Below are 24809 nucleotides of genomic sequence, written 5' to 3'. Positions count from 1 at the left end.
GCTTCGGTGAGAATCGTGCGGATCTACCTCCGCGAAGGGGAGCATCTCCTGTCCAAGCTCCTCAAGTTCCTCCATGAGGAAGAGAAGGTCGCAGGTGTGACGGTGCTGCGCGGTATCGCGGGCTTCAGCACCGATGGGAAGATTCACACCGCTTCCCTGGTCGACCTCTCCCTCGATCTGCCGCTGATCGTGGAGTTCTATGACCGGCCCGACAGGATCGAGGCCGTCATGGACAAACTGACTCACCGCCTGGTATTGGCCCATGTCGTGAGCTGGGATGCGACGGTACATGTCTCACCCTGACCGAACACCCTGAGCGCTCAGTCCGGCTCGTCTCCGCGGCGAGCACGGTCATTCATTGGTCCGTGCCCCCGCCCCGCTCGAGACTGGCTCGGAGTGACTGGCGATCGTCGAGTGCCCCCGTATCCGTTCGTAACCCTCTCTGAAAACATAGAGGGCCGCAGCTTAAAAACCCGATCGAGTCATCGCCCGATGACCAAGGAGAATTTCATGCCAGTAGAAGTCGTACTTACCGTCGTGGCCACATCGATCATCCAGTCCCTCTTCGGTGCGGGCGTATTGTTGTTCGGCACGCCGATCTTACTGCTGCTGGGCCATTCTTTCATCGATGTACTGGTCGTCCTGCTCCCCATCTCCATCGCCATCAATCTGCTGCAGATCGTCAAACACCACGCTCACATCGATTTTTCCTTTTACCGCCGGGTGATCTTCCTGGCCGTCCCCCCCATCATCGTGTTCCTGTTCCTGATTACACATACCCGGATCAACATCGGTTTGGTTATCGGAGCTTTCCTGCTGTTCATCGCTCTCAAGGAATTTTCTCCAGGCGTAGTAAGTACCATCGACACCCTGATGAAATACGAAAAGACCTACTTCGTCACCATGGGTATCGTCCATGGACTCAGCAATCTCGGCGGCTCACTCCTGACCGCCTTGGTACATCACAAGAACTACGAAAAAGATGTGGCCCGAGTCACCATCGCGGCCTCCTACGGCACCTTCGCCGTCGCGCAACTGCTGACCTTGTGGATCTTCAGCCGGTCACAGATCGAAATACCCTATGCCGAAAACGGCATTTATCTGGTCGTCGGCGCCCTGGTTTTCCTGTTGACCGACGAGATGCTTTATACCCAAATCGATCAGACCAAATACCGCCGCATTTTCGCGGGGTTTCTTGCGTTGGCCGGGATGGTCCTGATACTTCGCGCCCTGGGCTGATGCAATGGCTGGGGTGTGGCCCCGCGTCAACGGCCCGATCACCCCGGCACGAGTGATCCGCTCTCAGCCGAGCCGTCTGGATCTCAGCTCCCGGGCTGCGCCGGGAACGGACGCCGGAACGCTGTCATCGTGCGACATGCCGTTTATTTGACCCACAATTTCAGCAATATCGCAGCCAAGAGCGAACATCCGGCGGCGAAGCCGAAAGCCGTCACGGGACCGGCGTATTGCCAAAGCGATCCGAATATGAAGGATGCCGGCAGCAACATGACTCCGGTGGTCAGATTGAACCAGCCGTAAGCCGTTCCCAACAAAGCGGGCGGCGCCATATCGGCGACCAACGCCTTCTCCGCACCCTCGGTCGCCGCCATGAAAAGGCCGTAAAAGGCGAATAGCGGCCACAGCAGCGAAAGGCCGGAGCCGTTCAGGCCAAGGCACAAATAAAACAGGGCATAGATCATCCATCCGGCGAAAATCATGGGTACGCGGCCGACACGGTCGGAAAGACCCGACAGATGCGTGGAAAACAGCATGGCGACCAGGGAGGTCGCGCCCCATAACAAGGGGACCTGGTATTCAGGCAAACCCAGTTCCCGAGCGCGTAGCAGCAAAAACATGTTGGACGAGTTGCCCAGCGTGAACAACGCCAGCACCCAGAGATAACGCCTGAACACGCGTGGCAGTTTTTGCAGATTCCAATCGGGCGGCTTGCCGTCATACCGGATCTCCCGCGCCGGCTCCCGGACTGAAACGGCCAGGAACACCGCCATAGCACCGGGGAGCGACGCCCAGAGGAAGATTTCCGTGATGGGCATTTCCGCCGCAATCAGCATGGTCGCCACCAGCGGCCCGACCACGGCGCCGGCGTTGTCCATGGCCCGCTGCAGGCCAAAGGCCAGGCCCCGCTGGTCGCCGGAGACACTGGCGGCGAGCATGGCATCCCGAGGCGATGACCTCAGACCCTTGCCCAGGCGGTCGGCGAAGCGCAGCGCCAACACGATGGGCCAGGCCGTGGCGAATGCCAATAGAGGACGCGAGAACGCCGCCAGGCTGTAGCCGCAGACCACCAGGAATTTGGCCCGGTGTACCCGGTCGGCGATGATCCCGGAAAACAGCTTGAGCAGGCTGCTCACCATCTCGGCGATGCCCTCGATGATGCCCAATGCCCGGGGACCCGCCATCAAGACGGACGCGAGATAAATCGGGACGAGGGGATACACCAGTTCGCTGGCCGAGTCGTTGAACAGGCTGACCAGGCCGAGCAGCCAAACGGTGGAGGGTAACGAAAAGACCTGCCGGAACATCTGGACTCCTTCGGTTGCTGAACGGCCATTCATGGGGGTCTATCCCGATCGGGATTCGAGCCGCTGGACCCACCACAGCGTCTTTCCTGAAGCGCCGGGGACTCGATGGCCGTGCCGTCAGCTGCCGCCTGCCTGCAACAGGGCCCGCGAGGTTCGGCGCACGGCCCGCGCGGGATGCCGTTCCGAAAGCACGGTCAACGCCTGGACCGCAGGTCTGGAATCGAGCATATTCCCCAGGGCCTGCGCCACGGCCACACCTTCGGTGACATCCACCGGATGGCGCAACGCACAGGCCAGGAGTGCGGTGGCCGCTCCTTCCTCCCTCCGCAGTCCCAGAGCAATGATCGCGCGCATGCGCACCTCCGCCAACGGATGGGACAGCGCATGAATCAGCCGGGCGGCATAGCTCTCGTGATGCTGGTCGGCAACGCTCGAACCGCAATACGGACACACTTCCATGGGCTCCGGTAGTTGCGCGAAACACTGCAGGCAAAAGGCCGGATGCGTTGCCAAGGCGGCGCCAAGGATCGGTCGGCCTAGCGGCCAAATCTGGCGGCCTTGCCCAGGTCCGACTCGATTTCCAACAGCCGGTTGTACTTGGCCATGCGTTCGGAACGGCACACCGACCCGGTCTTGATCTGCCCGCCCCCCATGGCGACGGCGAAATCGGCCATGAAGGTGTCTTCCGTTTCGCCCGAGCGGTGGGAAATCACGAATCCCCAACCGGCCTTCCTGCACAGGTGGATGGCTTCCACCGTCTCGGTGACGGTGCCGATCTGGTTGAGTTTGATCAGTACGGCATTGCAGCTTTTCTCTTCGATCGCTCGCTGGATGAAGCGGGTGTTGGTGACCAGGAGATCGTCGCCGACGATCTGGATTTTCTCACCCAGTACGGCCGTATGCTCGCGGAAGCCATCCCAGTCGTTTTCCGCCAGACCGTCCTCGATGGAAACGATGGGGTATTTGTCGATCCACCGCCGGTAGAGATCGGTCATTTCGGAGCTGGTCTTGTCCCCCTGACCGCTGCGCGTCAGTCTATAAACACCGTTTTCATGGAATGAACTGGCGGCGGGATCCAAAGCGATGGCGATGTCCTCGCCGGGCTCATAGCCGGCTTTCGTGATCGCTTCGACTATCAGGTCGCAGGCCTCGTCATTGCTCTGCAACTGGGGGGCGAAACCGCCTTCGTCCCCCACGCTGGTGGCATGGCCTTTGGCCTTGAGAATGGATTTCAATGCCTGGAAAGTCTCCGTTGCATAGCGCATCGCTTCGGCGAAGCTCGGCGCGCCGACCGGCATGATCATGAACTCCTGGAAATCCAGGCTGCTGTCCGCATGCTTGCCGCCGTTCAGGATGTTGATCATGGGGATGGGCAGGCGCGCCTGGCCGGCCCCGCCGAGATAGGCATAGAGCGGCAGCCCCGCACTTTTCGCCGCCGCGGCGGCGACGGCCTCCGAGACGCCCAGGATGGCGTTGGCGCCCAGTCGCTCCTTGTTCGCCGTGCCATCGAGCTCGATCATGAGACGGTCGATCTCGGCCTGCCGCCAGGGCTCCAAACCCATGACGGCGGGTGCGATGACATCGTTCACGTTGCTCACGGCTTTCAGCACCCCTTTGCCGCCATGGGCCTTCGGGTCGCCATCCCTCAACTCCACGGCCTCGTTCTCGCCGGTGGATGCCCCCGACGGAATCGAGGCGGTGGCCGCCGTTCCATCGGTCAGCGTCAGCCTGACGCGCACGGTGGGGACGCCGCGGGAATCGTAAATCGGCATGGCTTGGACGGATTCGATACGGGCTTTCATGGAGACTCCTTCAGGTGATGGTCCAGAGAAAAAAAACACTGCGGCCGGCTATGCGCAGTTCCACAACGGGCGAATGAGGAGGGACATACGGCCAGCCGTTCAGGCTCATGGCCACCCCCCACGGTTTGTGTGAAGTAAAGCATAGATCGCCGGCATGACAATCAAGACCAGGGGCACGGCAAGAAGAAGGCCGGATATGATGGCGATGGCGAGCGGTTTTTGCATGGCGGAGCCGGGTCCCATACCCAAGGCGAGCGGCATGAGCGCCAGAATCGCGACCAGCGATGTCATGAAGATCGGACGCATGCGCAAAGTGCCGGCACGGACCAAAGCGGCAGGATCCGGCTTGCCGACTTGGCGAAGTTCGGAAAAATAAAACACGGCCACTTCGGTAACGATGCCCACGATCATGGTCATCCCCATCAGCGAAGAAATATTGAGCTCGGTTCCCGTCAGCCATAGCCCCGTGAACACACCCGTGAGGGACAGCAGGGTGGTGGCCAGAATGGCCAGTACGACCCTGAAGCGTTCGTAAAAGAACAGGAGCAACAGAGCGACCAGGAGGACGGCGCTGACGAAAACCAGGATCAGCCCCCGGAACGAATCCTGCTGTTCGCGGTAGAGTCCGCCATACTCGACATATACGCCCGGAGGGAGGGCCAGCGTGGCCACCCTCGCCTGCACGTCCGCGACCGTCGAGCCGAGATCGCGTCCCTCGATTCGGGCAGTGACAGCCACCATCGCTTTCAGGTTTTCCCGCGTCTCCTGAGCCTGCCCTTCGATGACTCGCAGACGGGCCACGCGCTTCAAAGGAAAATCGTGGCCGTCGGGCGAGCGTATCCGCAGCGCTTCCAATTGCCCCATGCGGGTGCGGAGCGCCTCATCAGTCCAGACGCGCACCCCGATCATCTTCTCGCCCATCGCGATTTGAGTCGCCACCGTTCCGGCCAGGAAATCCTGTGTTTGTCTTGCCACCATGCCGGGACTCATGCCTTCCAAGGCGGTTTGGACCGGATCGAAGTGAATCTCTATGGCATCACCTGCGAGCGTAATCCCATCGAACACTTCCACGACGCCGGGAACGTCTCCCAGCAAGGCCGCCACCCGGGGAGACAGCTGACGCAACACCCGGCTATCGTCACCGAACAGCTTGATCTCGATGGGCTGAGGCACGGCCGTGAGATCGCCGAGCAAATCTTCCATGAGTTGGGCAGTTTCGATCTGCAAGCCGGGAACACGGCTTTCGATGGCCTCCCGCAACTCGGTCATGACATCCTCCACGTCCCGGCGGGGGTGTGGTTTGAGATGAATGAAAAAATCCCCTTCGTTGGCTTCGGTGATATGCCCACCCAGCGACAAGCCGGTACGCCTGGAATAACTGTCGATGTCCTGGATCGTTGCAATCATCCGCTCGACCTGGTCGAGCAGCCGGTCGGTCTCAGTCAGAGAGGTTCCCGGCGGCGTCCGGTAGTCCAGCACGAATCCTCCCTCATCCATATGGGGCATGAAGCCGGAGCCCACCCGGCTGTATGCAACGACACCCGTGACGATCAAGGCGACGATGATGGGCAGTGTCCAAAGCGGCTGCCCCAGAAGCCGAAGGAGCAGGCTGCCGTAGGCCCGGTGGAACCGGGCCTGCAGCGGCCCAACCGACTCCAAACGGAGCGAGTCCCGCCGGCTCAGCAAGTGATTTGCCAACAGCGGCACGGCGAGCGCGGCGACCCCGTAAGAAATGACCAGGCCCGCTGCCATGGTCAAGGCAAGTGCCCGGAAAAATCCGCCCGTGATGCCGTCCAGAAACGCAAGGGGGAGGAACACCACGATCGTAGCGAGTGAGGAACCCGTCAACGGATGCAGCATCTCTCTGGCGGCCGTCAGTACCGTTCCATGTGTCGGCTGGTCGTCCCGTGTTTCGCTCAAGCGGCGCATGATGTGTTCGATCATGACGACCGCATCGTCCGTCACCAGTCCTACGGCTGCGGCGAGCCCGCCCAAGGTCATGATGTTGAAACTCTGTCCGAACAGCTTCAGTAGCCAGACCGTGGCGGAAATGACGCCGGGAAGGACGATGAGCATGATCAGCGTGACGCGCAGATTGCGCAGAAACAAGAGCAAGACCAGTGCAGCCAAGACTGCTCCGGAGGCGAGGGCGTCGCGTACGCTGATGGCCGCGTCGTTGACCAGTTCCGACTGGTCGTAATAGGGTTTGAGTTCGACGTCGCCAGGAATCTGCGGCGAGAAGCCGGCCAGCGCGCGCCGGGTCTCCTCGGCGATGGTGACCGTATTGGCTCCACGCTGTTGAAGGATGTTCACCAGCACGGCGTCTTTCCCGTTGGCGCTGACCTGTGTCCATTCGGGCCGATGGCCGCGTTCGACCCGGGCGACGTCTTCCAGCTCCACGACACCATCGGAACCGCTTCTCAAAACCGTGTGCCGGATATCATCTTCACTCACCTGATGCGAATCGGCGAGCGTCAGATAAAGGTGGTAACGCTCTTCCACCTTACCTACGGCACTCAATACATTGGCGTCGGAAAGTGCAGACGCCACCTCGGCCAGGGTCAGTCCCAGATCGTGCAGCCGGTCCGGGTCCACCATGACCTGGTATTCCGCCTGCCGTCCGCCTAGAACCTGAACCTCCGCGACGCCAGGCAAGGCCGAAAGGAGCGGGCGCAATCGGTAATAGGCGAAATCCCGCAAGGCGACGGGGTCGTTCCGGGCAGACGTCAAGGCCAGTCCCAACACCGGAAAAACCGTGGGGTCCATCCGCCGTGCCGTAAAACGGACACCGGCCGGCAGGTCCGGAAGGATTTGATTGACCGCGGCCTGCACCTGTAACAGCGCGGTGACCATATCCGTGCGCCAATCGAAGGTCAGCGCCAGATCGGCCGAGCCGCGGCTGGTCGTCGAGCGGATCGCGCGCACTTCCGGAACGGCGCGAAGCGCCTGCTCCAACGGCTGGGTCACCTCCACGGCCATACGTTCCACCGGACGGTCTCCGGCATCGATATTCACCACCACCCGCGGAAAATCCAGCGTCGGGAACAGTGCCACCGGCAGTCGCAGCGCCGTCACCATCCCACCCAGGGCCAGAAGCACCAGCAGAAACAGCAGCGAACGTCGGTGCGTCGAAAGCCAGGAGGCCATCACGGTACCTCGCTGGTCCGAATGGCCATACCGTCACTGAGTTCATAATTGCCGGTGACGATCACGCCTTCCCCGGCTTCAATGCCAGCCTGGATCTCCACTCGCTGGCCATCGTCGAATCCGGTCTCGACCCAGCGCAGCCGCGCATGACCCTGTTCGTCCACGAACAGATAAGGTCTTCCGTCCCGGCTGAGCACGGCCTGACGCGGCACGGTGACGACCTGCCGATGTTCGGCGACGACGAGTTCGGCTTTGACCGTGATGCCGGGCAACCAATCCGATGAGCCCGTCAGCGGCACGACTGCTTCGGCCAGCCGGGTCTTCGGGTCCACCTGGTAATAGATGTGGTTGACCCGTCCTTCCTGGGGTGGAAGACCCGGACGGAGGGCCTTGATCACGACCTTCTGGCCTTCGTGGATGACGGGCAAATCCTCCGGTTCAATCCCCAACCGCACCCTCAGCTTGTCGGCGGGTGCCAGAAGCACCAGCAGCACGCCGGGCGATACGATATCCCCGGCATGAACATGGACGGCTTCCACGTAGCCGTCGAGGTCCGCACGCAGATGCCTGTAACTGGTATCACCCAGGCGCTTTCGCACATTGGCCAGAGCCGAATCGGCCTTGGCCCGATTTTCTTCCGCCGTGCGGACCTCGGCGTTGGTGGCCAGTTGGCGAGCCCGCAAGTCCTGGAGACGCTCCAAGTCCTTGGTGGCGAACTCGACCGCGATACGGGCATGTTCCAGCTCCGTTGCGCTGTTGGCGGTCGCCGTCAGTTCGACCAGGACGTCGCCCTTTCGTACCCGCTGTCCCGGTGCGACGTATACCCGGGTGACCAAACCCTCACCCTGGACGCTCAGTGCCTGGAGCTGGTCCGGCGCGAACTCCACGGTGCCGTAGGCCGTGAGCGTCTTACTCATGTCGGCCGGTTCCGCCGGCGCCAACGTCACCAGGACGGACGATTCGGTACTCGTTCCGTAGCCGGATGCGAGAATGAGCATGGTAGCCAGCAGGAAGCGCCGGCGGTTTGCGAATTTCGACTTTGGACTCATGGTATTGCTGTCACAGGATTGAAGCTGAACCGACGGCGAGCTGGAGGGCGACCGCCTGCTCGGCAGCGGCCTGCTCCAAAGCCAGCAGTTTCAGACGCTTGTCCAGGTAGTTCGCACGTACGGTTTCGTAATTCACCAGCGTTGCGTCACCCACCGCCGCCGCCTCTCGTAGCAAGCGTTCGGCACGGATGAGCTCGGGCAATTCACGGGCCAAGGGTTCCCGTTCTTGAGCGATCCGGTCGAGATCCGTTACCAGGGTGCCTATGTCGGCGCGGGTCTGATTGAGTCGCCCCAGATATTCCCGATAGAGTTGCTCGCGCGTCGCCTCGGCGATGGCAATGGCGCCGCGGTTACGATTGAAGAGGGGGAGGTCCAGGCTGACGGTGGGCCCCCCCGTGTTGTAATCGCTGTAGTAGTGGTAATCGTTGATGCCAAGGGTGAATGCCGGATATTGGCCGAGGATAGCCCGGTATACCGAAGCCTCCTGGCTGGCATAGCCGGCTTCGAGTGCCTGGAGATCGAGTCGCTGCCGCCGCGCCGACACAAACAGCCGCTCCGGATCTAGACCGGCCGGCGGCTTCGCCTCGACATCCGCGATCACCAGACGCTGCGCCGGCGGGAACCCCAACAATCGGTTCAGATCCTGGCGGGCCTTGGCGATCTGCCGCGCCAGCGCCAGGGAACGATCCTTGGCATCCAGAAATGCCGCTTCGCGGATGCCCAACTCGGCCAGCGTCGCATCGCCCAAAGCGAGGTTGTGTCGGGACAGTTCGAGCAGTTGCGCCGAAATCTGCGCGGCTTCGGCTGCCACGGCCTCCTGGCGTGCCAGATAGGCGCAACGCCGCGCCAAGAGACGCGCCTGGTTGGCAACCAGCCACTCCTGCCAGGCCACGTCCAGCCGGACTTGCCGGGCGTGCTCCTCGGCGATGTGCAGATCGGTGGACCGCGTCGCCAGCTTGGCGAGATCCCACTGGAGGGTCGCCGTGTAGGGACTGACCAGACCGGCCGGACCGCTGAACACCCAGTCGAAGCGGCCGAACAGTTTCGGATCGGGCAACAGACCGGCATTGAAGACCTGGGCTTCGGCGACGGCCTCCTTGGCCCGAAAGGCCTTGAGTTCGGGACTGACCAGGACGGCGAGGATACCCAAGGCCTCGTCGGTCAGAGGCTTGGAGAAGTCCAGTGATACCGGTCGAAGGCGCGGATGGCGCAGCCGGCTGGCGGCTTCAGCCAGCGATCCAGGCGCTGGCACGGCCAGTTGCCCGACCAGCTCGTCTTGGTCCAGCGGCCGGCTCCGGTAATCGGCGCACCCGCAAACCAGACAGGCCGTCAGGGTCAGAATGAGAGGGACCGCCCCCGAGCCGACCCGGCTTTCGCCTCGTGGCAGCCCGATCATGTCCGGCCCCCCGAGAAGCAGACGTTCACACACAACCCCCGTCCATGGCGACCCGTCGACAGACGAATGTCGGCCGCGTGCCGGTCGGCGATGCGGCGGACGATGGCCAGACCGAGCCCGCTGCCGGGTTCAGCCTGATCGCGGCCGCGATAAAAGCGATCGAAAACGCGATGCCTTTCTTCGACGGAAATGCCCGGCCCGTCGTCGCATACCGCCAGAACCGCGGCGCCGTTTTCCTGATTCACGCTGACGTCGACCCGCCCCCCCTTCGGGGTATAGCGCACGGCATTGTCGATCAGGTTGCGGAGCAGCACGCGAAGCTCATCTTCATTGCCCTGTATCACCGTGGGCTCGACCACGGCGATACCCAAATCGATGGCTTTATCCGCTGCCACGGGAGCCAGCTCCCCCACCAGCGAGCACGCCAATTCGTCGAGCCGGGTGGGAACCAATGGCGAAGGGGGCGCCTCAGGATCGAACCGGGCCAAGGTCAGCATTTGGTTGAGGACATGAGTCGCTCGCTGGATGCCTTGCCGCAACCGCTGCAAAGCCAGGGCTTGCTTTTGCGGATCGTCGGCGCGTTCGGCGATCTGAACCTGGAGGGACAGCGCCGTCAAAGGACTGCGCAGCTCATGGGCGGCATCTGCGGTGAACCTGCGCTGGGCGGCCAAAGCGTCCTGCAAACGCACCAGCAAGCCGTTCAGCGCGAGGGTCAGAGCGCCGATTTCCTGCGGAGCGTCCTGGTCGGGAAAAGGTTCCACGTCGTCGGGGGCCCGCCGGCGCACGGCGTCGACGATGGCCTGCAACGGCGCCAGTCCCCGGCGGACACCGAACCACGCCACCATGGCCACCGTCGGCAGGAGGAACAGCAGCGGCGCCGACAGTTCCAGGGTGATTTCATCGGCAGTCTCACGCCGTTCGCGGATGGCCTGGGCCACCTGGACGAGCCCCTGGGGCGTTGCGAGACTGAAGGTACGCCATGGCTCGCCCCGCCAGTGCATGATGCTCCAGCCTTCCGGCGTGTCAGCGGGCAGGGGCTCGAACGGATGCGAGCGATAACTCAACCGGCCGTCCCGGCTCCAGCGTTGGCCGATGAGATCGAAATCTGCCGCCTGCGCAATACGATACGCCGGCGCCGAGGTTTCGACAGCCGTGGCCGGTAGGCTCTGCAGGGAATAAGCCATGGCCTGCAGGACCTTGTCGAAGAGTTCATCGATTTCCTCCCGCACATTGAAATAGGTCGATGCGGTGACGGCGAACCCGACCAGCAGAAGGGCCGGCGACAGCCAGAGCAGAAGTCGGTTTTTTATCGACACGTTCATGCTTGAGCCACCCGATAACCCACGCCGCGGACATTGACGATGAATCCCGGACCCAGCTTCTTGCGGAGATGGTGGATGTGGACATCGATGGCATTGCTTACCACTTCCTGTCCCCAACCATAAACGCGCTCCTCCAGCCGGGTGCGGGACAGCACCGCGCCCGGTTTTTCCAGGAGGGCGTAGAGCAGATCGAATTCACGGGCGGACAGCTCGACCGGCTCACCCCGCAACCAGCATTCCCGCTTCACCGGAAGTAACCGCAACGGACCGTGTTCGACGACCGGTTCGGCGCGTCCCGCCGCCCGCCGGACCAGGGCATGGATGCGGGCCACGAGCTCATCGAGCTCGAAGGGTTTCACAAGGTAATCGTCGGCACCGCTGTTGAGCCCCAGTACCCGGTCTGACAGGGAATCGCGCGCGGTGAGAATGAGGACCGGGATGCCGGCCCCCCTGCGCCGAAGGTCGGTAAGCAGATCCAGACCCGACAGCCGCGGCAGCCCCAGGTCGAGCAGAAGCAAGGCATAGTCGGCCTCGGCAACCTTCAGGGCGAGTTCAGCCTGATGTCCGTCCTGGACCCAGTCGACGACGAAGCCCTCTTGGTTCAATCCCTCGCGAAGGGCTTGGCCAATCATCCAGTCATCTTCGGCAAGCAGTAAACGCATGGAGCCCTCGTTTCGAATCCGGAGGAGAGTTTTTACCAACGACTCTTAACAAAAAATTAAGAAGAAGGCCCGGTCCATCGTCCATGGCCAGCCAAGTTTGGGCGGCAAAGCGCCGAAGCAGTGAGTAGCCGATGCAGCGGCTGGACCCTAAGGGTCACTTCCGCTTCTGCAACGCGAGGAATACGGCGGACAACAGAACGATGCCAAACAGGACGAAAGCGATCGCGGAAGCATAGCCCAGATTCCACCAGCGGAATCCCTGCTGATACATCAGCAACGCGATGCTGAGCGTGCTGCCGGCTGGACCGCCCTGGGTCATCACATAAGGTTCGGCGAACAATTGGAAGTGGCCGATCATGGTGATCACGGCGACGAACAGGAAAGTCGGCGCGAGCAGCGGGAGGGTGATATAGAGGAACTGCTGGCGGGCGCCGGCGCCGTCGATGCTGGCCGCCTCGTACAGCGATTCGGGAATGCTCTGGAGGCCGGCGACGAACACGATCATGTTGAAGCCGAAATTCTTCCACACCGCCATGAGGATGATCGCCGGCATCGCCCAGTCCGGATCGCCGAGCCAGTCGACCGGTCCGATGCCGAACCCGCCGAGCAGGTAGTTGAGAACGCCGTAGCGCGGCTGATACAGGTAGCGCCAGACCACCGCCACGGCCACCAGGGTCGTCACCACTGGCAGGAACAGCAGCGAACGGAACAGCCCCTTGAACGGGGTCAGGCGGTGATTGACCAGCAGGGCCGCCGCCAGCGAAACCAGCACCGACAACGGGCCGCCCACGGCCACGAAATACAGGGTATTCCAGAGTGCGGTCCAGAACTCCGCATCGCCGAACAAGCGGCGGTAGTTGTCCAGACCCACGAATCTGAGCCGTCCGATGTCGGCCAGAGCGTAAATGTCGAAATCGGTGAAGCTGAGACCCAGCGCCGCTCCGACCGGCAAGAAGAAGAACACCACGAGCAGCGCCAGCGCCGGCGCTACGAACCAGAAGGCGGGATTGAACCTCATCGCCCCCGCTCCAGCAGCCAGCGGCGTTTTTCCAGTATCCGATCCACTTCATCGTTCAAGGCCTCCAGGCCCCCCAACGGAGCCATTTCACCCCGAGCAGCCTTCTCGGCATATGCCGCGATGCGGCTGGCAATCCGCTCCCACTCCGGGATTTTCGGAGGCGGAAGCAGACGGTCCATCTGCCTCCGGAAGGACTGCGCCTTGTGGTCCCCGGCCAGGGCGGGATCGGTCCAGGCCGTCCGTCCCGGCGGCAGGTCGCCGGTGAGACGATACAGGCGGATCTGCTGCGGCGGAGCGGTCAGGAACTCGATCAGCTTCCAGGCCGCTTCCTTGCGCGTGGACCCGGCGGCGAGCGCAAGACTGGCCCCGCCGGCCAGAGAGACTCCCGGATAGGAACCGTCGAAGGACGGCAAGGGCGCGGTGTCCCAGGCGGAGGCGTCGAGATCGGCCAGCCGCCGCCGGAACTCGCCGAGGTTCCACGGCCCAGTGATCAAGGCGGTGAAATAGCCGCGCCCGAACTCCCGATAAAGATTGGCCACCTGGCCGGAGGTTTCCGCAGGCGCCAGTTTTTCCCGGAACCAGCGCAGGTAAAAGTCGAACGCCGCCCTGAAATCGGGATGGAGAAAGTCGCCGTGGCGATTCCCGTCCCTCAATAAAACCGCCCCCTGCTGCATGGCGAAAATTACCGGAACCTCCCATGCGTCGATGGGAAGGAACAGCCCGAAATCGCCGTGGCGTTCGCGGACGCGGATCATGGCCTCGAACCAGGCATCCCAGCTCCGCGGCAGTACCGCAACTCCGGCAGCCTCCAGCAAGTCACGGCGGTAAAACAAAATGCGCGTGTCGACATACCAGGGCACCGCCAGCATCCTGCCGTCGACGACAGCCGCATCCAGCGGCCCTTCGAAGTAGTCGCCTTTCCGCCCGGTGTTCTCGAACCGGGCGGCGACATCCTCCAGTGCCCGGAGCGCGGCGAATTCCGCTATCCAGGTGTTGCCGAGCTGAAATACGTCCGGCAGGTTGCCGCCGGCATAAGCCGTCAGCAGCTTTTCGTGCGCGGCACTCCAGGGAATTGGCTGGACCTCGACGCGAATCTCCGGGTTCCGCCGCTCGAATTCGCCGGCAAGCTCACGGGCCACTTCGCCCTCGCTGCCGAACGCCCAGAATTCCACGACCTCGGCGTTTTCCGCCGGCTGGCAGCCGTTCAGAAACACGGCGCAGGCCAGGAGAAACGAAGGGGCGCGGGGATGCGTGATCCGGCTCATCGGAAAATACGGGCCCACCGGTCTCTCAAGCCGGCGCCGGCAGGCTGAACGTGAAAACCGCTCCGCAGCCATCCCCGCTCAATGCCTCGATCGTACTTCCATGCAGTTCCAGCATCCGCTTGCTGATAAGCAGACCCAGCCCGCCCCCCATATGCCTTCCGGAATCCCGGCGCAACGGCGAATCCCGTTCGAACAGGCCTGGCAGAAGTTCGCTGGCGATGCCGGCACCGCTGTCCTCCACCCGGACCGTCACCCTGTCGCCGGCTTCACGCCTCAGCGTCAAGTCGATCTGACCGCCCTCGGGCGTGTGGCGCAACGCGTTGTCGATGAGGTTGGTCAAAACCCGCTCGATCATCGCGATATCGGCATAGACCAAGGGAATGCGATCGCGAAACCGGGCGGCAATCCGGACTCCTTTGGCATCGGCGGCCAGCTCGAATTTCTGCGCCACGTCCTGGACAAGCTCCTGCAGGGAGAAACGCTCGAGACTCGGCCGCACTTCCTCGCATTCCAGCTTCGCCAGTTCGAACAGCTCCTGAGCCAGGTGCGCCACACGCCGGCTCTGCCGCACGGCGACCTCAAGGTACTGTTGCCGTTCCGCCGGAGAAAGCCGGTCGGACTTCCGCAGCATGGTTTCCAGATAACCCTGCATGGAAGTGAGCGGGGTGCGCAGGTCGTGCGACACATTGGCGACCATTTCGCGCCGCAGCGTGTCCTGGGACTTGATATGTTGCACCTGCGCGGCGATGCGCTCGGCCATCCGGGAGAATGTCGCGGCGAGCCGGCCGATCTCGTCGGGACTGTTTTGCAGCGCGCCATCCAGTTGCAAGGTGCCGGAAAAACTCGCGTCGTCGAAGGCGGCGATCGTCCGTGTCAAGGCGTCCAAACGACGGGTCACCAGCGAAAACAGGCCCAACCCGGCAACCAGGGTCAACAGCAACGCCCCCGCTCCCGTCCACATGACACTCTGGAACACATGCCCCTGCCAGACGTCTTCGGCCAGCCTTTGGTACTCGTCTCCGGCCAGCACGATGTATAGGTAACCGATGATTTGCCCATCCCGATTCAGCGGTGTGGCGCTGAATATCTCGCGGCTGTCGGGGTGGCGCGGATTGTCCCCTTTCACGGGCAGCGCATCGCCTCCGAGAAGGCCGCGCAAGGGGGCCAGGGAAACCTCCTTCAGCCGAACCCGCCCCGGCGGCGCATCGTAGGCCAGAATGGCTCCCTTCGCGTCCAACAGATAGAGTTCGATGCTGGGGTTGACGATCATGAGCATGTGGAACAGCTCGCTCACCGCCTTGCCGTCGAACCCCTCCCCTTTCGACAGGGGCCAGTGGCTCGCGATGTGTTCCGCCAGGCCGCGGCTGAGCCGCTGGATGATTTCCTGCTGGTGATTTTTTGCCGCGACCAGATCGAGCCCGCCGCACAAGCCGCCGAAGAGGAGAACCAGCGCGGCGAAGGTGAGCGCGATGCGGCTGTAGAGCGACCTGAATTTCACGGGCGATTCTCCCCAAAATCCACGAACTTATAGCCGACACCCCAGACCGTCTGGATGAATTCGGGCCGTCCGGGATCGCGTTCGATCTTCGCACGCAGGCGATTGATATGCGAATTCACGGTGTGCTCGTAGCCGTCGTGGCTATAGCCCCACACCCGATCCAGCAGCGCGAGGCGGGTGAATGCCTGACCGGGATGGCGGGCGAAGAACAGCAACAACTCGAACTCCTTCAGCGTCAGGGCGACGGGCCGACCTTCCAGCATGACGGAATAACCGACCGGGTCGATGGTCAGCGGCCCACGAACGATGACGCCGGCCTTTGCCTGCGACTCCCGTTCCATCGCTTCGACTCGTCTGAACAGGGCGCGAATCCGCGCAATGAGTTCGGGGATGGAGAAGGGTTTGGTCAGGTAGTCGTCAGCCCCGAGTTCAAGGCCCAATACACGCTGCGTTTCCGTGGACTTTGCGCTGATGATGACGATCGGCTGGTAATGGGGCATGCGCCGGACTTGACGGCAGATTTCCAGGCCGTCGATGCCGGGAAGCATCAGGTCCAGAACCAGGAGGTCGAAACGGTCGGCCTTCAAACACGCAAGTCCGCCGATACCGTCTCTTGCGATCTCCACGGCGTAACCTTCATCCCGCAGGTTGATGCCGAGCATGTCCCCGATGTCGGTATCGTCTTCGATGACCAGGATGCGTTTCATTGCCGGAGCCGGACTCCCGCCGATCGGATGGTGTGGCCTCAATTATCGGCACGCCGCAAGGTACAGGCCAGTCACATTTATTTGAGCGCTCCGTGATGAATTCGTGATTTTTGGCCACGCACAATGGCCACGCCCGAAAAGCCCGTGGCTTACCGGGGGAACCTTTTTCGATTCACACGAGGCCTGTCATGAAGACCCTATTCAAGCTCACCTTCACCGCATTTGCGTTCGCATCGCTGATCCCGGGCATTGGCCTGGCCGATCCCGACAAACGCCCCAAATTCGCCGGAAATCCGCCGGTGGAGACGGTATACACGCTGTCCAACAATGCCGATGGAAACGAGGTGCTCGCATTTCACCACCACGGCAACGGCCAAATGGAGCCGGCAGGCCGCTTCGCCACCGGGGGAACCGGTACCGGCTCCGGACTCGGCAACCAGGGTGCTCTGGCACTGAGCGCAAATGCGCGGTACCTGTTCGCCGTCAATGCGGGCAGCAACGACTTATCGGTGTTCCGGATCGACCGGGACGGGCTGCAACTCATCGACCGCGCCGGTGAGGAAGGCACCACCCCCGTCAGCGTGGCCGTCGGCCCGAATCGGGTCTATGTCGTGAACTCGGGAGACGATTCCATCTTCGGCTTCCGCTTCGACCACCGCACCGGCAAGCTGCACCCCCTGCCCGAATCCCACCAGAAGCTCAGCGGAGACGGCACGGCACCGGCCCAGATCAGCTTCGACCGCGGGGGCGACGCCCTGGTCGTCACCGAAAAAGCGACCAACAAAATCACGACATTTTCTCTGAACGAGGACGGCAGCCCGGAGGCCAGGCATTCGATCGATTCCGCCGGATCGACGCCCTTCGGCTTTGCCTTCGGCAAGCGCGACCAGTTCTTCGTTTCCGAAGCCCAGGGCGGTGCCCCGGATGGCGCGACCGTGTCGTCCTACCAATTGCTGGAAGACGGAACCGCCCAATTGATCGATGGAGCGGTCGCGGCCGGACAAACCGCCGCCTGCTGGCTGGCCACGACACCCACGGGCCGCATCGCCTTCACCGCCGATACCCCCGCCAACGCCATTTCCGCATTCTCGATCGATGCCGCCGGCCGTCTGTCGCTGTTGCACACCCGTGCAGCCGAGGAAAACCGGCCCACCGACCTCGCCGTTTCTACCGACGGCCGAATGCTGTATACCTTGAGCGGTGGCGACCACAGTATCGGCGTTTACCGCATCCTGAAGGGAGGCGCGCTGCAAAAGCTCCAGAGCCTGGGCGCCCTGCCCCCAGGCATCACCGGTCTCGTCGTCCGCTAGCAGGTAGATCGCTCGCGGTGCCTGGATCAACAGCGCGGGGCCTGACGTCCCGCGCCTGTCGCCGCCTGCTGGATCCGCCGTGATTGCCATGACGAGGAACCGCTGTTGTCGAATGGCCGCCGAGTCCGAGTAAGGTACTACTCCGCCGATCTACGTAAAGCCGCGCGGGAATTCCATGCCGGCGCCAACCTGATCAGGTACTGCCCCCTATCCCGGTCACCTCAAGCCCTTGCCTCTTCGGCGATCGACTTTATGTCGCCGTGCCATCGCCAGATGACGTAAATCGCCGGAATGACCAGCAATGTCAACAACATGGCCGAACCTATGCCGCCGATCATGGGTGCCGCCAGGCGCTTCATCACATCCGCGCCGGTACCGGTCGCCAGCATGGTCGGGAACAGGCCAACGATATTGGCCAGGCCTGTCATCATCACCGGCCTGATGCGCTCCCTGGCGCCCGTCTGCACGGCTTCCACCAGATCCGCCAGCGAATGTAGTTGGCCGGCGTCCCGACGCCGCCGGACAGCTTCGTCGAGGTAGGCCAGCATGACCGCGCTGGTTTCAGCGGCGACACCGGCCAGAGCGATCAGTCCCACCCACACGGCGATACTCAAGTTGTAACCGAGCCCGTACAACGCCCATACGCCGCCCACAAGCGCCAGCGGCACACCCAGCATGACCATGAGGGTTTGCGCCACTGAACGGAAGGTGAAGTAGTACAGTACGAAGATGATGGCCAGCGTCAACGGCACGAAAATCGTGAGCCTTTGCCGGACCCGCTCCATGAATTCGTATTGTCCGGACCAAATCAGGGTATAACCCGCGGGCAGCTCGATTTTCTCTTTCACCACGCGCTTTAAGTCTTCCACGTAACCGCCTACGTCCCGCCCGGCCATGTCCGCATAAACATAACCGGACAACATGCCGTCCTCGTCGCGTATCATCGCCGGCCCGCTGACCATCCGTAAATCGGCGAGCTGGGCGAGGGGCACCTGGGCACCGCTGGGCGTACTGACGGTCAGACGGCCCAGTTTGTCCAGGTCATCTCGCAGTTCCCGGAGATAGCGCAGATTGACAGGATAGCGCTCGCGCCCCTCGACGGTGGTGGTGATGCTTTCCCCTCCGATGGCGGACTCGATGATCTTGCCCACATCCATGACGGTCAGCCCAAAGCGGGCGATCTCGTCGCGCTTGATCGCGAAGTCCAGGAAATAGCCGCCAGAAACCCGTTCCGCGTAAACGCTGCGGGTGCCGGGGACCGCCTTGGCGATCATCTCGATGGCTTTTCCGATCTCCTCTATCTTTTTGAGATCCGGCCCGAAGATCTTGATGCCTACGGGGGTGCGCACACCGGTGGTGAGCATGTCGATGCGCGCCTTGATCGGCATGGTCCAGGCATTGGTCACCCCGGGGAATTGCAGCGCGCGATCCATTTCGGCGATCAGGTCTTCGTAGGTCAGTCCTTCTCGCCACTGCTCCTTCGGTTTGAGCTCCACCACCACCTCCATCATGCTGAACGGGGCCGGGTCGGTGGAGGTCTCGGCACGGCCGGATTTGCCGAACACATGCTCGACTTCGGGGAATGCCATGAGTTTGCGATCCATCTGTTGCAGGAGCTGCCCGGCCTCGGTCACCGAGATGCCGGGCAATGTGGTCGGCATGTAGAGAATGGTGCCTTCGTACAATGGCGGCATGAATTCCGAACCCATGCGCTGGAACGGTACGGCGATGCTGGCCATCAACAGGAGGGCGAGTACCACCACCAGCGCCCGATAGCGCAGCGCCAGCCTCAGTATCGGGACATAAAGCGCTTGCAGGATTCGGCTGACCGGATTGCGCCGCTCCGGAATGATCCGGCCCCGAATAAAAAGGGATAGAAGAGCCGGGATCAGCGTAACGGCCAGCACCGCGCTCATGGCGATGGACAGGTTCTTGGTCAGCGCCAGAGGTTTGAATAATCGGCCTTCCTGAGCCTCCAGGGTGAACACCGGCATGAAGGCAACGGCGATCACCAGGAGCGAGGCGAAAATCGGCGGACCAACCTCCTTGGCGGAATCGATGAGGACCCGATTGCGCTCCGCCACCCCTCCACCCCGCTCCCATTCCTCCAGCCGACGGTGGGCGTTGTCCACCATGACGATGGACGCGTCCACCATATCGCCCACGGCGACGATGATGCCGCCGATGGACATGATGTTCAGGCCGACACCGAGCCAGTACATCGGGATGAACGCAATAAGGATGGCGAGAGGCAGAGTGATGATGGGAATCAAAGCGGAGCGGATATGGAGCAGAAATCCGATGATCAGTACGCTGACGACGACCAGCTCTTCGGTCAAATTCTCGGCGGCCGTTGCCACCGATTCCTTGATCAGGTCGCTGCGGTCGTAGGCGGTGACGATCCTGACACCCTTGGGGAGAGAGGGCTCGATTTCCTTGAGCTTGGCCTTGACGCGGTCGATCACCTCCAAGGCATCTTGGCCGTAGCGCATGATGACGACGCCGCCTACCGCCTCGCCCCGGCCGTTCCATTCCGCCAGCCCACGCCGCATATCCGGACCCAGGGTAACCGTGGCGACCTCGCGCAACAGGACGGGTGTTCCGTTCGGATTCACGCCTACCGCAATCTGCTCGATATCGGCGGTCGATTTGATATAACCGCGACCCCGGATCATGTATTCCACCCCGGAGAACTCCACGACACGCCCCCCCACATCGAGATTGCTCATCCGCACTTTCTCGATGATCTCATTGAGGTTGAGCCGGTACGCCAGTACCTTGGTGGGATCGAGATTGATCTGGTACTGGCGCACGAAGCCCCCCACACTGGCGACCTCGGCCACGCCGTCGACGCTCCGCAGCCAATAGCGCAGATACCAGTCCTGAAAGGAACGCAACGAACCCAGGTCTTGCTGGCCGGTTTCATCCACGAGGGCATACTGGAATACCCAACCCACCGCCGTAGCATCCGGGCCAAGCTGAGGTGTCACCCCTTCCGGCAGACGTCCCGAGAGCTGGTTGAGATATTCCAGTACACGGGAGCGCGCCCAATAGATGTCGGTGCGGTCCTTGAACAGGATGTAGACGTAGGAGTAACCGAAGTCCGAAAATCCCCGCACGACCGTCACATTGGGTGCGGACAGCAACGCGGTGATGATGGGATAGGTGATCTGGTCTTCCACCAGGTCCGGCGAGCGCCCCATCCATGGGGTATAGACGATCACCTGAGTGTCGGATAGATCCGGCAGGGCGTCGATGGGGGTGTTCCTCATGGCCCAAAAGCCGCCGGCGGCCAAGCCAAAGACCAACAGAAAGACGATAAAGCGGTTCTTGGCGCAGAACTCGATGAGTTTTTCTACCACACGGTTACCTCATGGTTCCGATCCGAAGGTTCGCGTCAGCGTTAGCTTGCCGCTCTCATCTCCGCCTTTGCTGCGGTCATGACGCCAAGGGCGGAGCGCATCAAGAGCAGCACGAGACAGGACGCGACGACGATATCGGGCCAGCCCGATCCGCTGAACCAAACCGCGCCGGCCGCGATAAAAACGGACAGATTCGATGCAATGTCGTTTCGCGAACACTCCCACACCGAACTCATATTCACGTCGTCACGGCGATGGCGCCATAGAAGGAACAGGCAAAGGGAGTTGGCGGCAAGGCCTAGAAGGCTAAAGCCGCCCATAACCTCGAACAGGGGGATGGTGGGGGCACTCAGTTTGAAAGCTATTTGAACGGCCACGGTGCAGGCGGCCAGAAAAATGAGCCCGCCTTTGAACAAGGCTACTTTGGCCTTGACGACACGCTCCCTTGAAACGGCATGAAGGCTAAGGCCATAGGTCAGCGCGTCTCCGAGATTATCGAGACTGTCGGACAACAGGGCGGATGACTTTCCATAGAAGGCAGCGGCGACGATGACCAGGAACATCGCGGCGTTGATGCCGAGAACGATCTGTAACGTTCCTCGCTGTCGTTCGCGCAGCCGATCCAAAGAACAGCCGTCATCGCAACAACCACTCATGAGAAAAAACCCCGATCGATAAAAAAGTTAATGTTTCATGCCAGGCATGCCACCGACCGCCGATTTCAACCGACTTTCGGAGTCGATGAGGAAATTCGCCGAGGTCACGACGTGTTCGCCTTCCCGAGTACCCTCCAGGACTTCCACCCAGTCTCCGCTGCGAAGCCCGATCCTGGCGTTACGCCATTCGAGCCGACCGCCGCCGAGATGGATAAAAATGATCTGCCGCTCCCCGGATTCCAGGACCGCATCCTTGGGCACGACCAATCGCATACCGAGTGGAATCTTCAGTTCCAGATTGGCGTACATGCCGGGTTTGAGCCGTTCGCCCGGATTGTCCAACTCGAAGCGAACCTTGGCGGTGCGGGTCTGCGGGTCTACCGTGGGATAGATGAAGCCAATGCGCGCCTGGAGAGAGACTTCCGGCACGTAGGACAGACTCACGCTGGCGACTTGACCGACGGAAACGAGGGGCATTTCGTACTCGTAAATGTCGCCCATGATCCAGATGCGGGACAGATCGGCGATCGTGTACAACTCATCCCCCGGCTTTGTCTGCAAGCCCTCCACCGCCATCTTGTTGATGACCGTGCCGCTGCGTGGCGCGTGGATCGGCAAGGTCGTCCATACCTTCCCCGTACGCTCCAGGTCACGGATATGGCTTTCGTGGATGTCCCAAAGCAACAGCCTGCGGCGTGACGCTTCCAACAAGGCGCTTGCACCGGCCGCAACTTCCGGGAACTCGCTTTCGCCCAAGGTTTCGATGCTGCGAAGAGCAATCAGGTACTCCTCTTGGGTAGCCACCAGTTCCGGGCTGTAAAGCGTGAACAAGACTTGGCCCCGTCTGACCGACGCTCCAGTGGTATTGACCAACAGCCGATCGATCCAGCCTTCCAGCTTGACGGTGACACGGGAGAGCTGCCGCTCGTCGACCTCCACCCTGCCCACCGTGCGGATCGTCCGCTCCAGGAGGCGCCGCGCCGCGGGCTCGAACTTGACGCCGACGGATTGCAGCCGCTCCGGGCTGATGACCAGGGAGTTTTCAGGTGCCGTCGAGGTTTGTACATGGCCTGCATGATCTTCCCCTGTCGCGGGAAGCTCCACCGCCGTTCCACAATCACCCTGAGCCGGTTTTTCCGTTCCATCGGCGGGCGATGCCTGCCGTAGGTTCGGGTGATCCGCGCGGAAGAGCAGGACCAAGGCCAAGGTGACGACCGACCCCAGGACTGCGCCGACAAGCACGTCCCGATAGCGAAAGGTCACGGCGTTTCTCCGATGATGGCTTCCAGCCGCGCCAGTGCCTTCTCGTGCTCGGTTATCTCGCCGTGAAACTCCAGTTCGTTTTCCTGAAGCGTCAGCAGGCTGTTGAGAAGGGTGAGGAAATCCACTTTGCCGACCGCATAGCTGGCCTGGGCGGAGGCCAGCGTAAGCCGGGACTGGGGAATGATGCCGTCTCTCAGCAGCCTGACGAGTTGCTCCGCCCGCTCGGCCTGCGCCACGTTGTCTTTGATCCGGGCCAACAAGTCCTGACGCAGCGCTTGCAGATCCTGAAAAACAGCCTCGCGGCTGGCGACAGCCTCGCGCACGCCTTGCCGCTGTTTGGTGGCGAAATAAAGCGGAACCTGAACGCGCAACATGACCTGGTAGCCTTCCGCATGCATGGCGGTATCGTGTTGTCCCCGTGCATCCAGTTCAAAGTCCGGATAATACTGCCGGTTCGCCAGCGCGACGGCCTGATTGCCGCGTTCGAGACCCTTCTGTTGGCCGCGCAGCAGCGGGGAGCCCTGCTCCAGCAAGGTGTTCAACTCCGTGAGCGCATGCCTCATCGGCGTGATCCGAATTTCCTGCGGGGCGCCCAAAGGATCGCTGGGCAAGCGGTTCAGGATGCGGTTGATTTCGGCATGCAGAGACTGCCTGCGCTGCTCGAGTATGGCCAAGCGGGCCAATAGACGAGATATTTCGGTCTGCGCCCGCAAGATGTCCTGCTGGGCGGCCTGTCCGACCGAATAACGTCCCTCCGCGGTTTTCGCGAAACCCTCCAGCAGAGACTTGTTCTTGGTGATGACCTGGTTGGATTTATGGATGAAACAAAGTTCGTAAAACAGCTCTTTCAAGCGCGCGATGACAGTCAACTGGGTCGCCAGATAATCCTGTTCGGTACGCTCGGCTTCGCGTGAGGCAATTTCACCCTTGAGAGCCAGTTTGCCGGGAAAGGGGATTTCCTGGCTTATCCCGTACATCGGGCCCTTCATCGGGGCTATATCGGTGTACCCGACGGCAATCTTGGGGTCCGGCAAAGTTTGCACCTGCGGAACCACCGCTCTGGCGGACTCCCATCGCTGGCGCATGGCGTGAATCTCCGGGTTATGGTCCCGCGCCTCCTGGATCAATTGCTCCAGTGACACCTGCGGGAGGTTCACCTGAGTGGCAGCGAAAACGGGCCACATCAGCCCCAACCAGAGTAATGCGGATTTCACGGCGCCTGTCCTCCGCGCTATATGCCATATCTCATCAATGAAATAACCACCTGGAGTGACGCGACAGACCTGAAAGCCCGCTTCTGCCGCGCCCCTTGGTCTTACCGATCAATTCGCACTTTCGGCCAACTGCCGGTGCGTTTTTGCCATCTCCGAGTTGGCATTCGCAATCTGCTGATAAGATCGAATAATCGCTTCACAATGAGATTGTAAGTTCAAGGCTTGTTTTCCATAAAGATAGCCCCGCGTTTTATATTGCTCGAGCAGCTTCTTGTGCTCGTCAATCTTGCTCACCGCTTCCTGGGCGGCTTGCTCATAATGCGCCGCCAGCGCTTCGTGATCGGCTCTGGTCTTGGCGCTCTGTACCGCCGCGGTCATGTCCATGGGATGAAGATTCGGTTGGGCACAACTCGCCAGCATCCCAAGGACTATAGCAACTGGCACTAATGTTTTGATCATTTTGTTCATGGCATACCTCATTGACCTATTTTAGATTGATTACCGGATTATTTATTCAAACACAACATATTATTAACTGTCCGCCTAATGTTACCTCCTTGATTTCTGCGTGATGTTCGGAAAACGGACCTGCGAC

At 61.6% G+C, this 24809-nt stretch carries 20 protein-coding genes; 3 read left to right on the top strand and 17 right to left on the bottom strand.

Annotation, left to right across the window (positions count from 1 at the left end; all coding sequences use genetic code 11):
* Positions 1-15 precede the first annotated feature (15 nt).
* Both H156_RS0104395 and H156_RS0104390 read left to right on the top strand, forming a co-directional pair.
* Positions 16-303, top strand: coding sequence for a DUF190 domain-containing protein (locus H156_RS0104395; RefSeq protein ID WP_306440576.1), 288 nt, complete (start codon positions 16-18; stop codon positions 301-303).
* A 207-nt stretch (positions 304-510) separates the two neighbouring features.
* Positions 511-1239, top strand: coding sequence for a TSUP family transporter (locus H156_RS0104390; RefSeq protein WP_010961178.1), 729 nt, complete (start codon positions 511-513; stop codon positions 1237-1239).
* A 143-nt stretch (positions 1240-1382) separates the two neighbouring features.
* On the opposite strand, the gene H156_RS0104385 is transcribed toward H156_RS0104390, so the two are convergent.
* The 12 genes from H156_RS0104385 to H156_RS0104330 form a co-directional block, all read right to left on the bottom strand.
* Positions 1383-2543, bottom strand: a complete 1161-nt coding sequence (locus tag H156_RS0104385; protein ID WP_010961179.1) for an MFS transporter — start codon at positions 2541-2543, stop codon at positions 1383-1385.
* Positions 2544-2660: 117 nt separating this feature from the next.
* The gene (locus H156_RS15775; protein ID WP_017366256.1) at positions 2661-3002 is read right to left on the bottom strand and encodes a hypothetical protein; all 342 of its coding nucleotides are present in this window, start codon (positions 3000-3002) and stop codon (positions 2661-2663) included.
* A 77-nt stretch (positions 3003-3079) separates the two neighbouring features.
* The gene (gene eno, locus H156_RS0104375; protein ID WP_010961180.1) at positions 3080-4345 is read right to left on the bottom strand and encodes a phosphopyruvate hydratase; all 1266 of its coding nucleotides are present in this window, start codon (positions 4343-4345) and stop codon (positions 3080-3082) included.
* Between the two features lie 105 nt (positions 4346-4450).
* Entirely contained in the window at positions 4451-7492 is a 3042-nt protein-coding gene (locus H156_RS0104370; protein WP_010961182.1) for an efflux RND transporter permease subunit, read from the bottom strand.
* Positions 7492-8490 carry an efflux RND transporter periplasmic adaptor subunit gene (locus tag H156_RS0104365; RefSeq protein WP_017366257.1) on the bottom strand — a complete coding sequence of 333 codons (999 nt, stop codon included), beginning with the start codon at positions 8488-8490 and terminating at the stop codon, positions 7492-7494. Before H156_RS0104365 ends, H156_RS0104370 begins: the two co-directional genes overlap by 1 nt.
* A 61-nt stretch (positions 8491-8551) precedes the next feature.
* Entirely contained in the window at positions 8552-9937 is a 1386-nt protein-coding gene (locus tag H156_RS0104360; protein ID WP_010961184.1) for a TolC family protein, read from the bottom strand.
* On the bottom strand, positions 9934-11259 hold the full coding sequence (locus tag H156_RS0104355) for an ATP-binding protein (protein WP_010961185.1): 1326 nt from the start codon (positions 11257-11259) through the stop codon (positions 9934-9936). The genes H156_RS0104360 and H156_RS0104355 overlap by 4 nt, the downstream gene beginning before the upstream one ends.
* Positions 11256-11921 (bottom strand): response regulator transcription factor, encoded by a 666-nt coding sequence (locus H156_RS0104350; RefSeq protein ID WP_017366258.1) that lies wholly within the window; start codon positions 11919-11921, stop codon positions 11256-11258. The genes H156_RS0104355 and H156_RS0104350 overlap by 4 nt, the downstream gene beginning before the upstream one ends.
* 154 nt (positions 11922-12075) lie before the next feature.
* The gene (locus H156_RS0104345; RefSeq protein ID WP_017366259.1) at positions 12076-12939 is read right to left on the bottom strand and encodes a carbohydrate ABC transporter permease; all 864 of its coding nucleotides are present in this window, start codon (positions 12937-12939) and stop codon (positions 12076-12078) included.
* Complete coding sequence (locus H156_RS0104340) at positions 12936-14204, bottom strand: extracellular solute-binding protein (RefSeq protein ID WP_017366260.1); 1269 nt, start codon at positions 14202-14204, stop codon at positions 12936-12938. Before H156_RS0104340 ends, H156_RS0104345 begins: the two co-directional genes overlap by 4 nt.
* Positions 14205-14229: 25 nt before the next feature.
* Positions 14230-15702 (bottom strand): HAMP domain-containing sensor histidine kinase, encoded by a 1473-nt coding sequence (locus H156_RS0104335; RefSeq protein WP_017366261.1) that lies wholly within the window; start codon positions 15700-15702, stop codon positions 14230-14232.
* On the bottom strand, positions 15699-16409 hold the full coding sequence (locus H156_RS0104330) for a response regulator transcription factor (protein WP_017366262.1): 711 nt from the start codon (positions 16407-16409) through the stop codon (positions 15699-15701). Before H156_RS0104330 ends, H156_RS0104335 begins: the two co-directional genes overlap by 4 nt.
* Before the next feature lie 188 nt (positions 16410-16597).
* Between H156_RS0104330 and H156_RS0104325 the strand changes: the two genes are divergently transcribed.
* Complete coding sequence (locus tag H156_RS0104325; RefSeq protein ID WP_017366263.1) at positions 16598-17719, top strand: lactonase family protein; 1122 nt, start codon at positions 16598-16600, stop codon at positions 17717-17719.
* A 221-nt stretch (positions 17720-17940) separates the two neighbouring features.
* On the opposite strand, the gene H156_RS0104320 is transcribed toward H156_RS0104325, so the two are convergent.
* The 5 genes from H156_RS0104320 to H156_RS0104300 form a co-directional block, all read right to left on the bottom strand.
* Entirely contained in the window at positions 17941-21081 is a 3141-nt protein-coding gene (locus H156_RS0104320; protein WP_017366264.1) for an efflux RND transporter permease subunit, read from the bottom strand.
* A 41-nt stretch (positions 21082-21122) separates the two neighbouring features.
* Complete coding sequence (locus tag H156_RS0104315) at positions 21123-21737, bottom strand: cation efflux transmembrane domain-containing protein (RefSeq protein WP_026046067.1); 615 nt, start codon at positions 21735-21737, stop codon at positions 21123-21125.
* A gap of 27 nt (positions 21738-21764) precedes the next feature.
* Positions 21765-23000, bottom strand: a complete 1236-nt coding sequence (locus H156_RS0104310; RefSeq protein ID WP_017366266.1) for an efflux RND transporter periplasmic adaptor subunit — start codon at positions 22998-23000, stop codon at positions 21765-21767.
* Complete coding sequence (locus tag H156_RS0104305; RefSeq protein ID WP_026046068.1) at positions 22997-24214, bottom strand: TolC family protein; 1218 nt, start codon at positions 24212-24214, stop codon at positions 22997-22999. Before H156_RS0104305 ends, H156_RS0104310 begins: the two co-directional genes overlap by 4 nt.
* 108 nt (positions 24215-24322) lie before the next feature.
* Positions 24323-24682 carry a hypothetical protein gene (locus H156_RS0104300; RefSeq protein WP_026597577.1) on the bottom strand — a complete coding sequence of 120 codons (360 nt, stop codon included), beginning with the start codon at positions 24680-24682 and terminating at the stop codon, positions 24323-24325.
* Positions 24683-24809 lie beyond the last annotated feature (127 nt).

This window comes from Methylococcus capsulatus str. Texas = ATCC 19069 (assembly GCF_000424685.1).
Classification (GTDB): domain Bacteria; phylum Pseudomonadota; class Gammaproteobacteria; order Methylococcales; family Methylococcaceae; genus Methylococcus; species Methylococcus capsulatus.
This window is presented reverse-complemented; position numbering and strand designations above follow the sequence as displayed.

Coding starts and splice junctions, on each gene's coding strand:
- H156_RS0104345 (WP_017366259.1), bottom strand. CDS start 12,939: ATGAGGTTCAATCCCGCCTTCTGGTTCGTAGCGCCGGCGCTGGCGCTG.
- H156_RS15775 (WP_017366256.1), bottom strand. CDS start 3,002: ATGGAAGTGTGTCCGTATTGCGGTTCGAGCGTTGCCGACCAGCATCAC.
- H156_RS0104325 (WP_017366263.1), top strand. CDS start 16,598: ATGAAGACCCTATTCAAGCTCACCTTCACCGCATTTGCGTTCGCATCG.
- H156_RS0104355 (WP_010961185.1), bottom strand. CDS start 11,259: ATGAACGTGTCGATAAAAAACCGACTTCTGCTCTGGCTGTCGCCGGCC.
- H156_RS0104370 (WP_010961182.1), bottom strand. CDS start 7,492: ATGGCCTCCTGGCTTTCGACGCACCGACGTTCGCTGCTGTTTCTGCTG.
- H156_RS0104390 (WP_010961178.1), top strand. CDS start 511: ATGCCAGTAGAAGTCGTACTTACCGTCGTGGCCACATCGATCATCCAG.
- eno (WP_010961180.1), bottom strand. CDS start 4,345: ATGAAAGCCCGTATCGAATCCGTCCAAGCCATGCCGATTTACGATTCC.
- H156_RS0104365 (WP_017366257.1), bottom strand. CDS start 8,490: ATGCTCATTCTCGCATCCGGCTACGGAACGAGTACCGAATCGTCCGTC.
- H156_RS0104360 (WP_010961184.1), bottom strand. CDS start 9,937: ATGATCGGGCTGCCACGAGGCGAAAGCCGGGTCGGCTCGGGGGCGGTC.
- H156_RS0104315 (WP_026046067.1), bottom strand. CDS start 21,737: ATGAGTGGTTGTTGCGATGACGGCTGTTCTTTGGATCGGCTGCGCGAA.
- H156_RS0104385 (WP_010961179.1), bottom strand. CDS start 2,543: ATGTTCCGGCAGGTCTTTTCGTTACCCTCCACCGTTTGGCTGCTCGGC.
- H156_RS0104350 (WP_017366258.1), bottom strand. CDS start 11,921: ATGCGTTTACTGCTTGCCGAAGATGACTGGATGATTGGCCAAGCCCTT.
- H156_RS0104300 (WP_026597577.1), bottom strand. CDS start 24,682: ATGAACAAAATGATCAAAACATTAGTGCCAGTTGCTATAGTCCTTGGG.
- H156_RS0104330 (WP_017366262.1), bottom strand. CDS start 16,409: ATGAAACGCATCCTGGTCATCGAAGACGATACCGACATCGGGGACATG.
- H156_RS0104340 (WP_017366260.1), bottom strand. CDS start 14,204: ATGAGCCGGATCACGCATCCCCGCGCCCCTTCGTTTCTCCTGGCCTGC.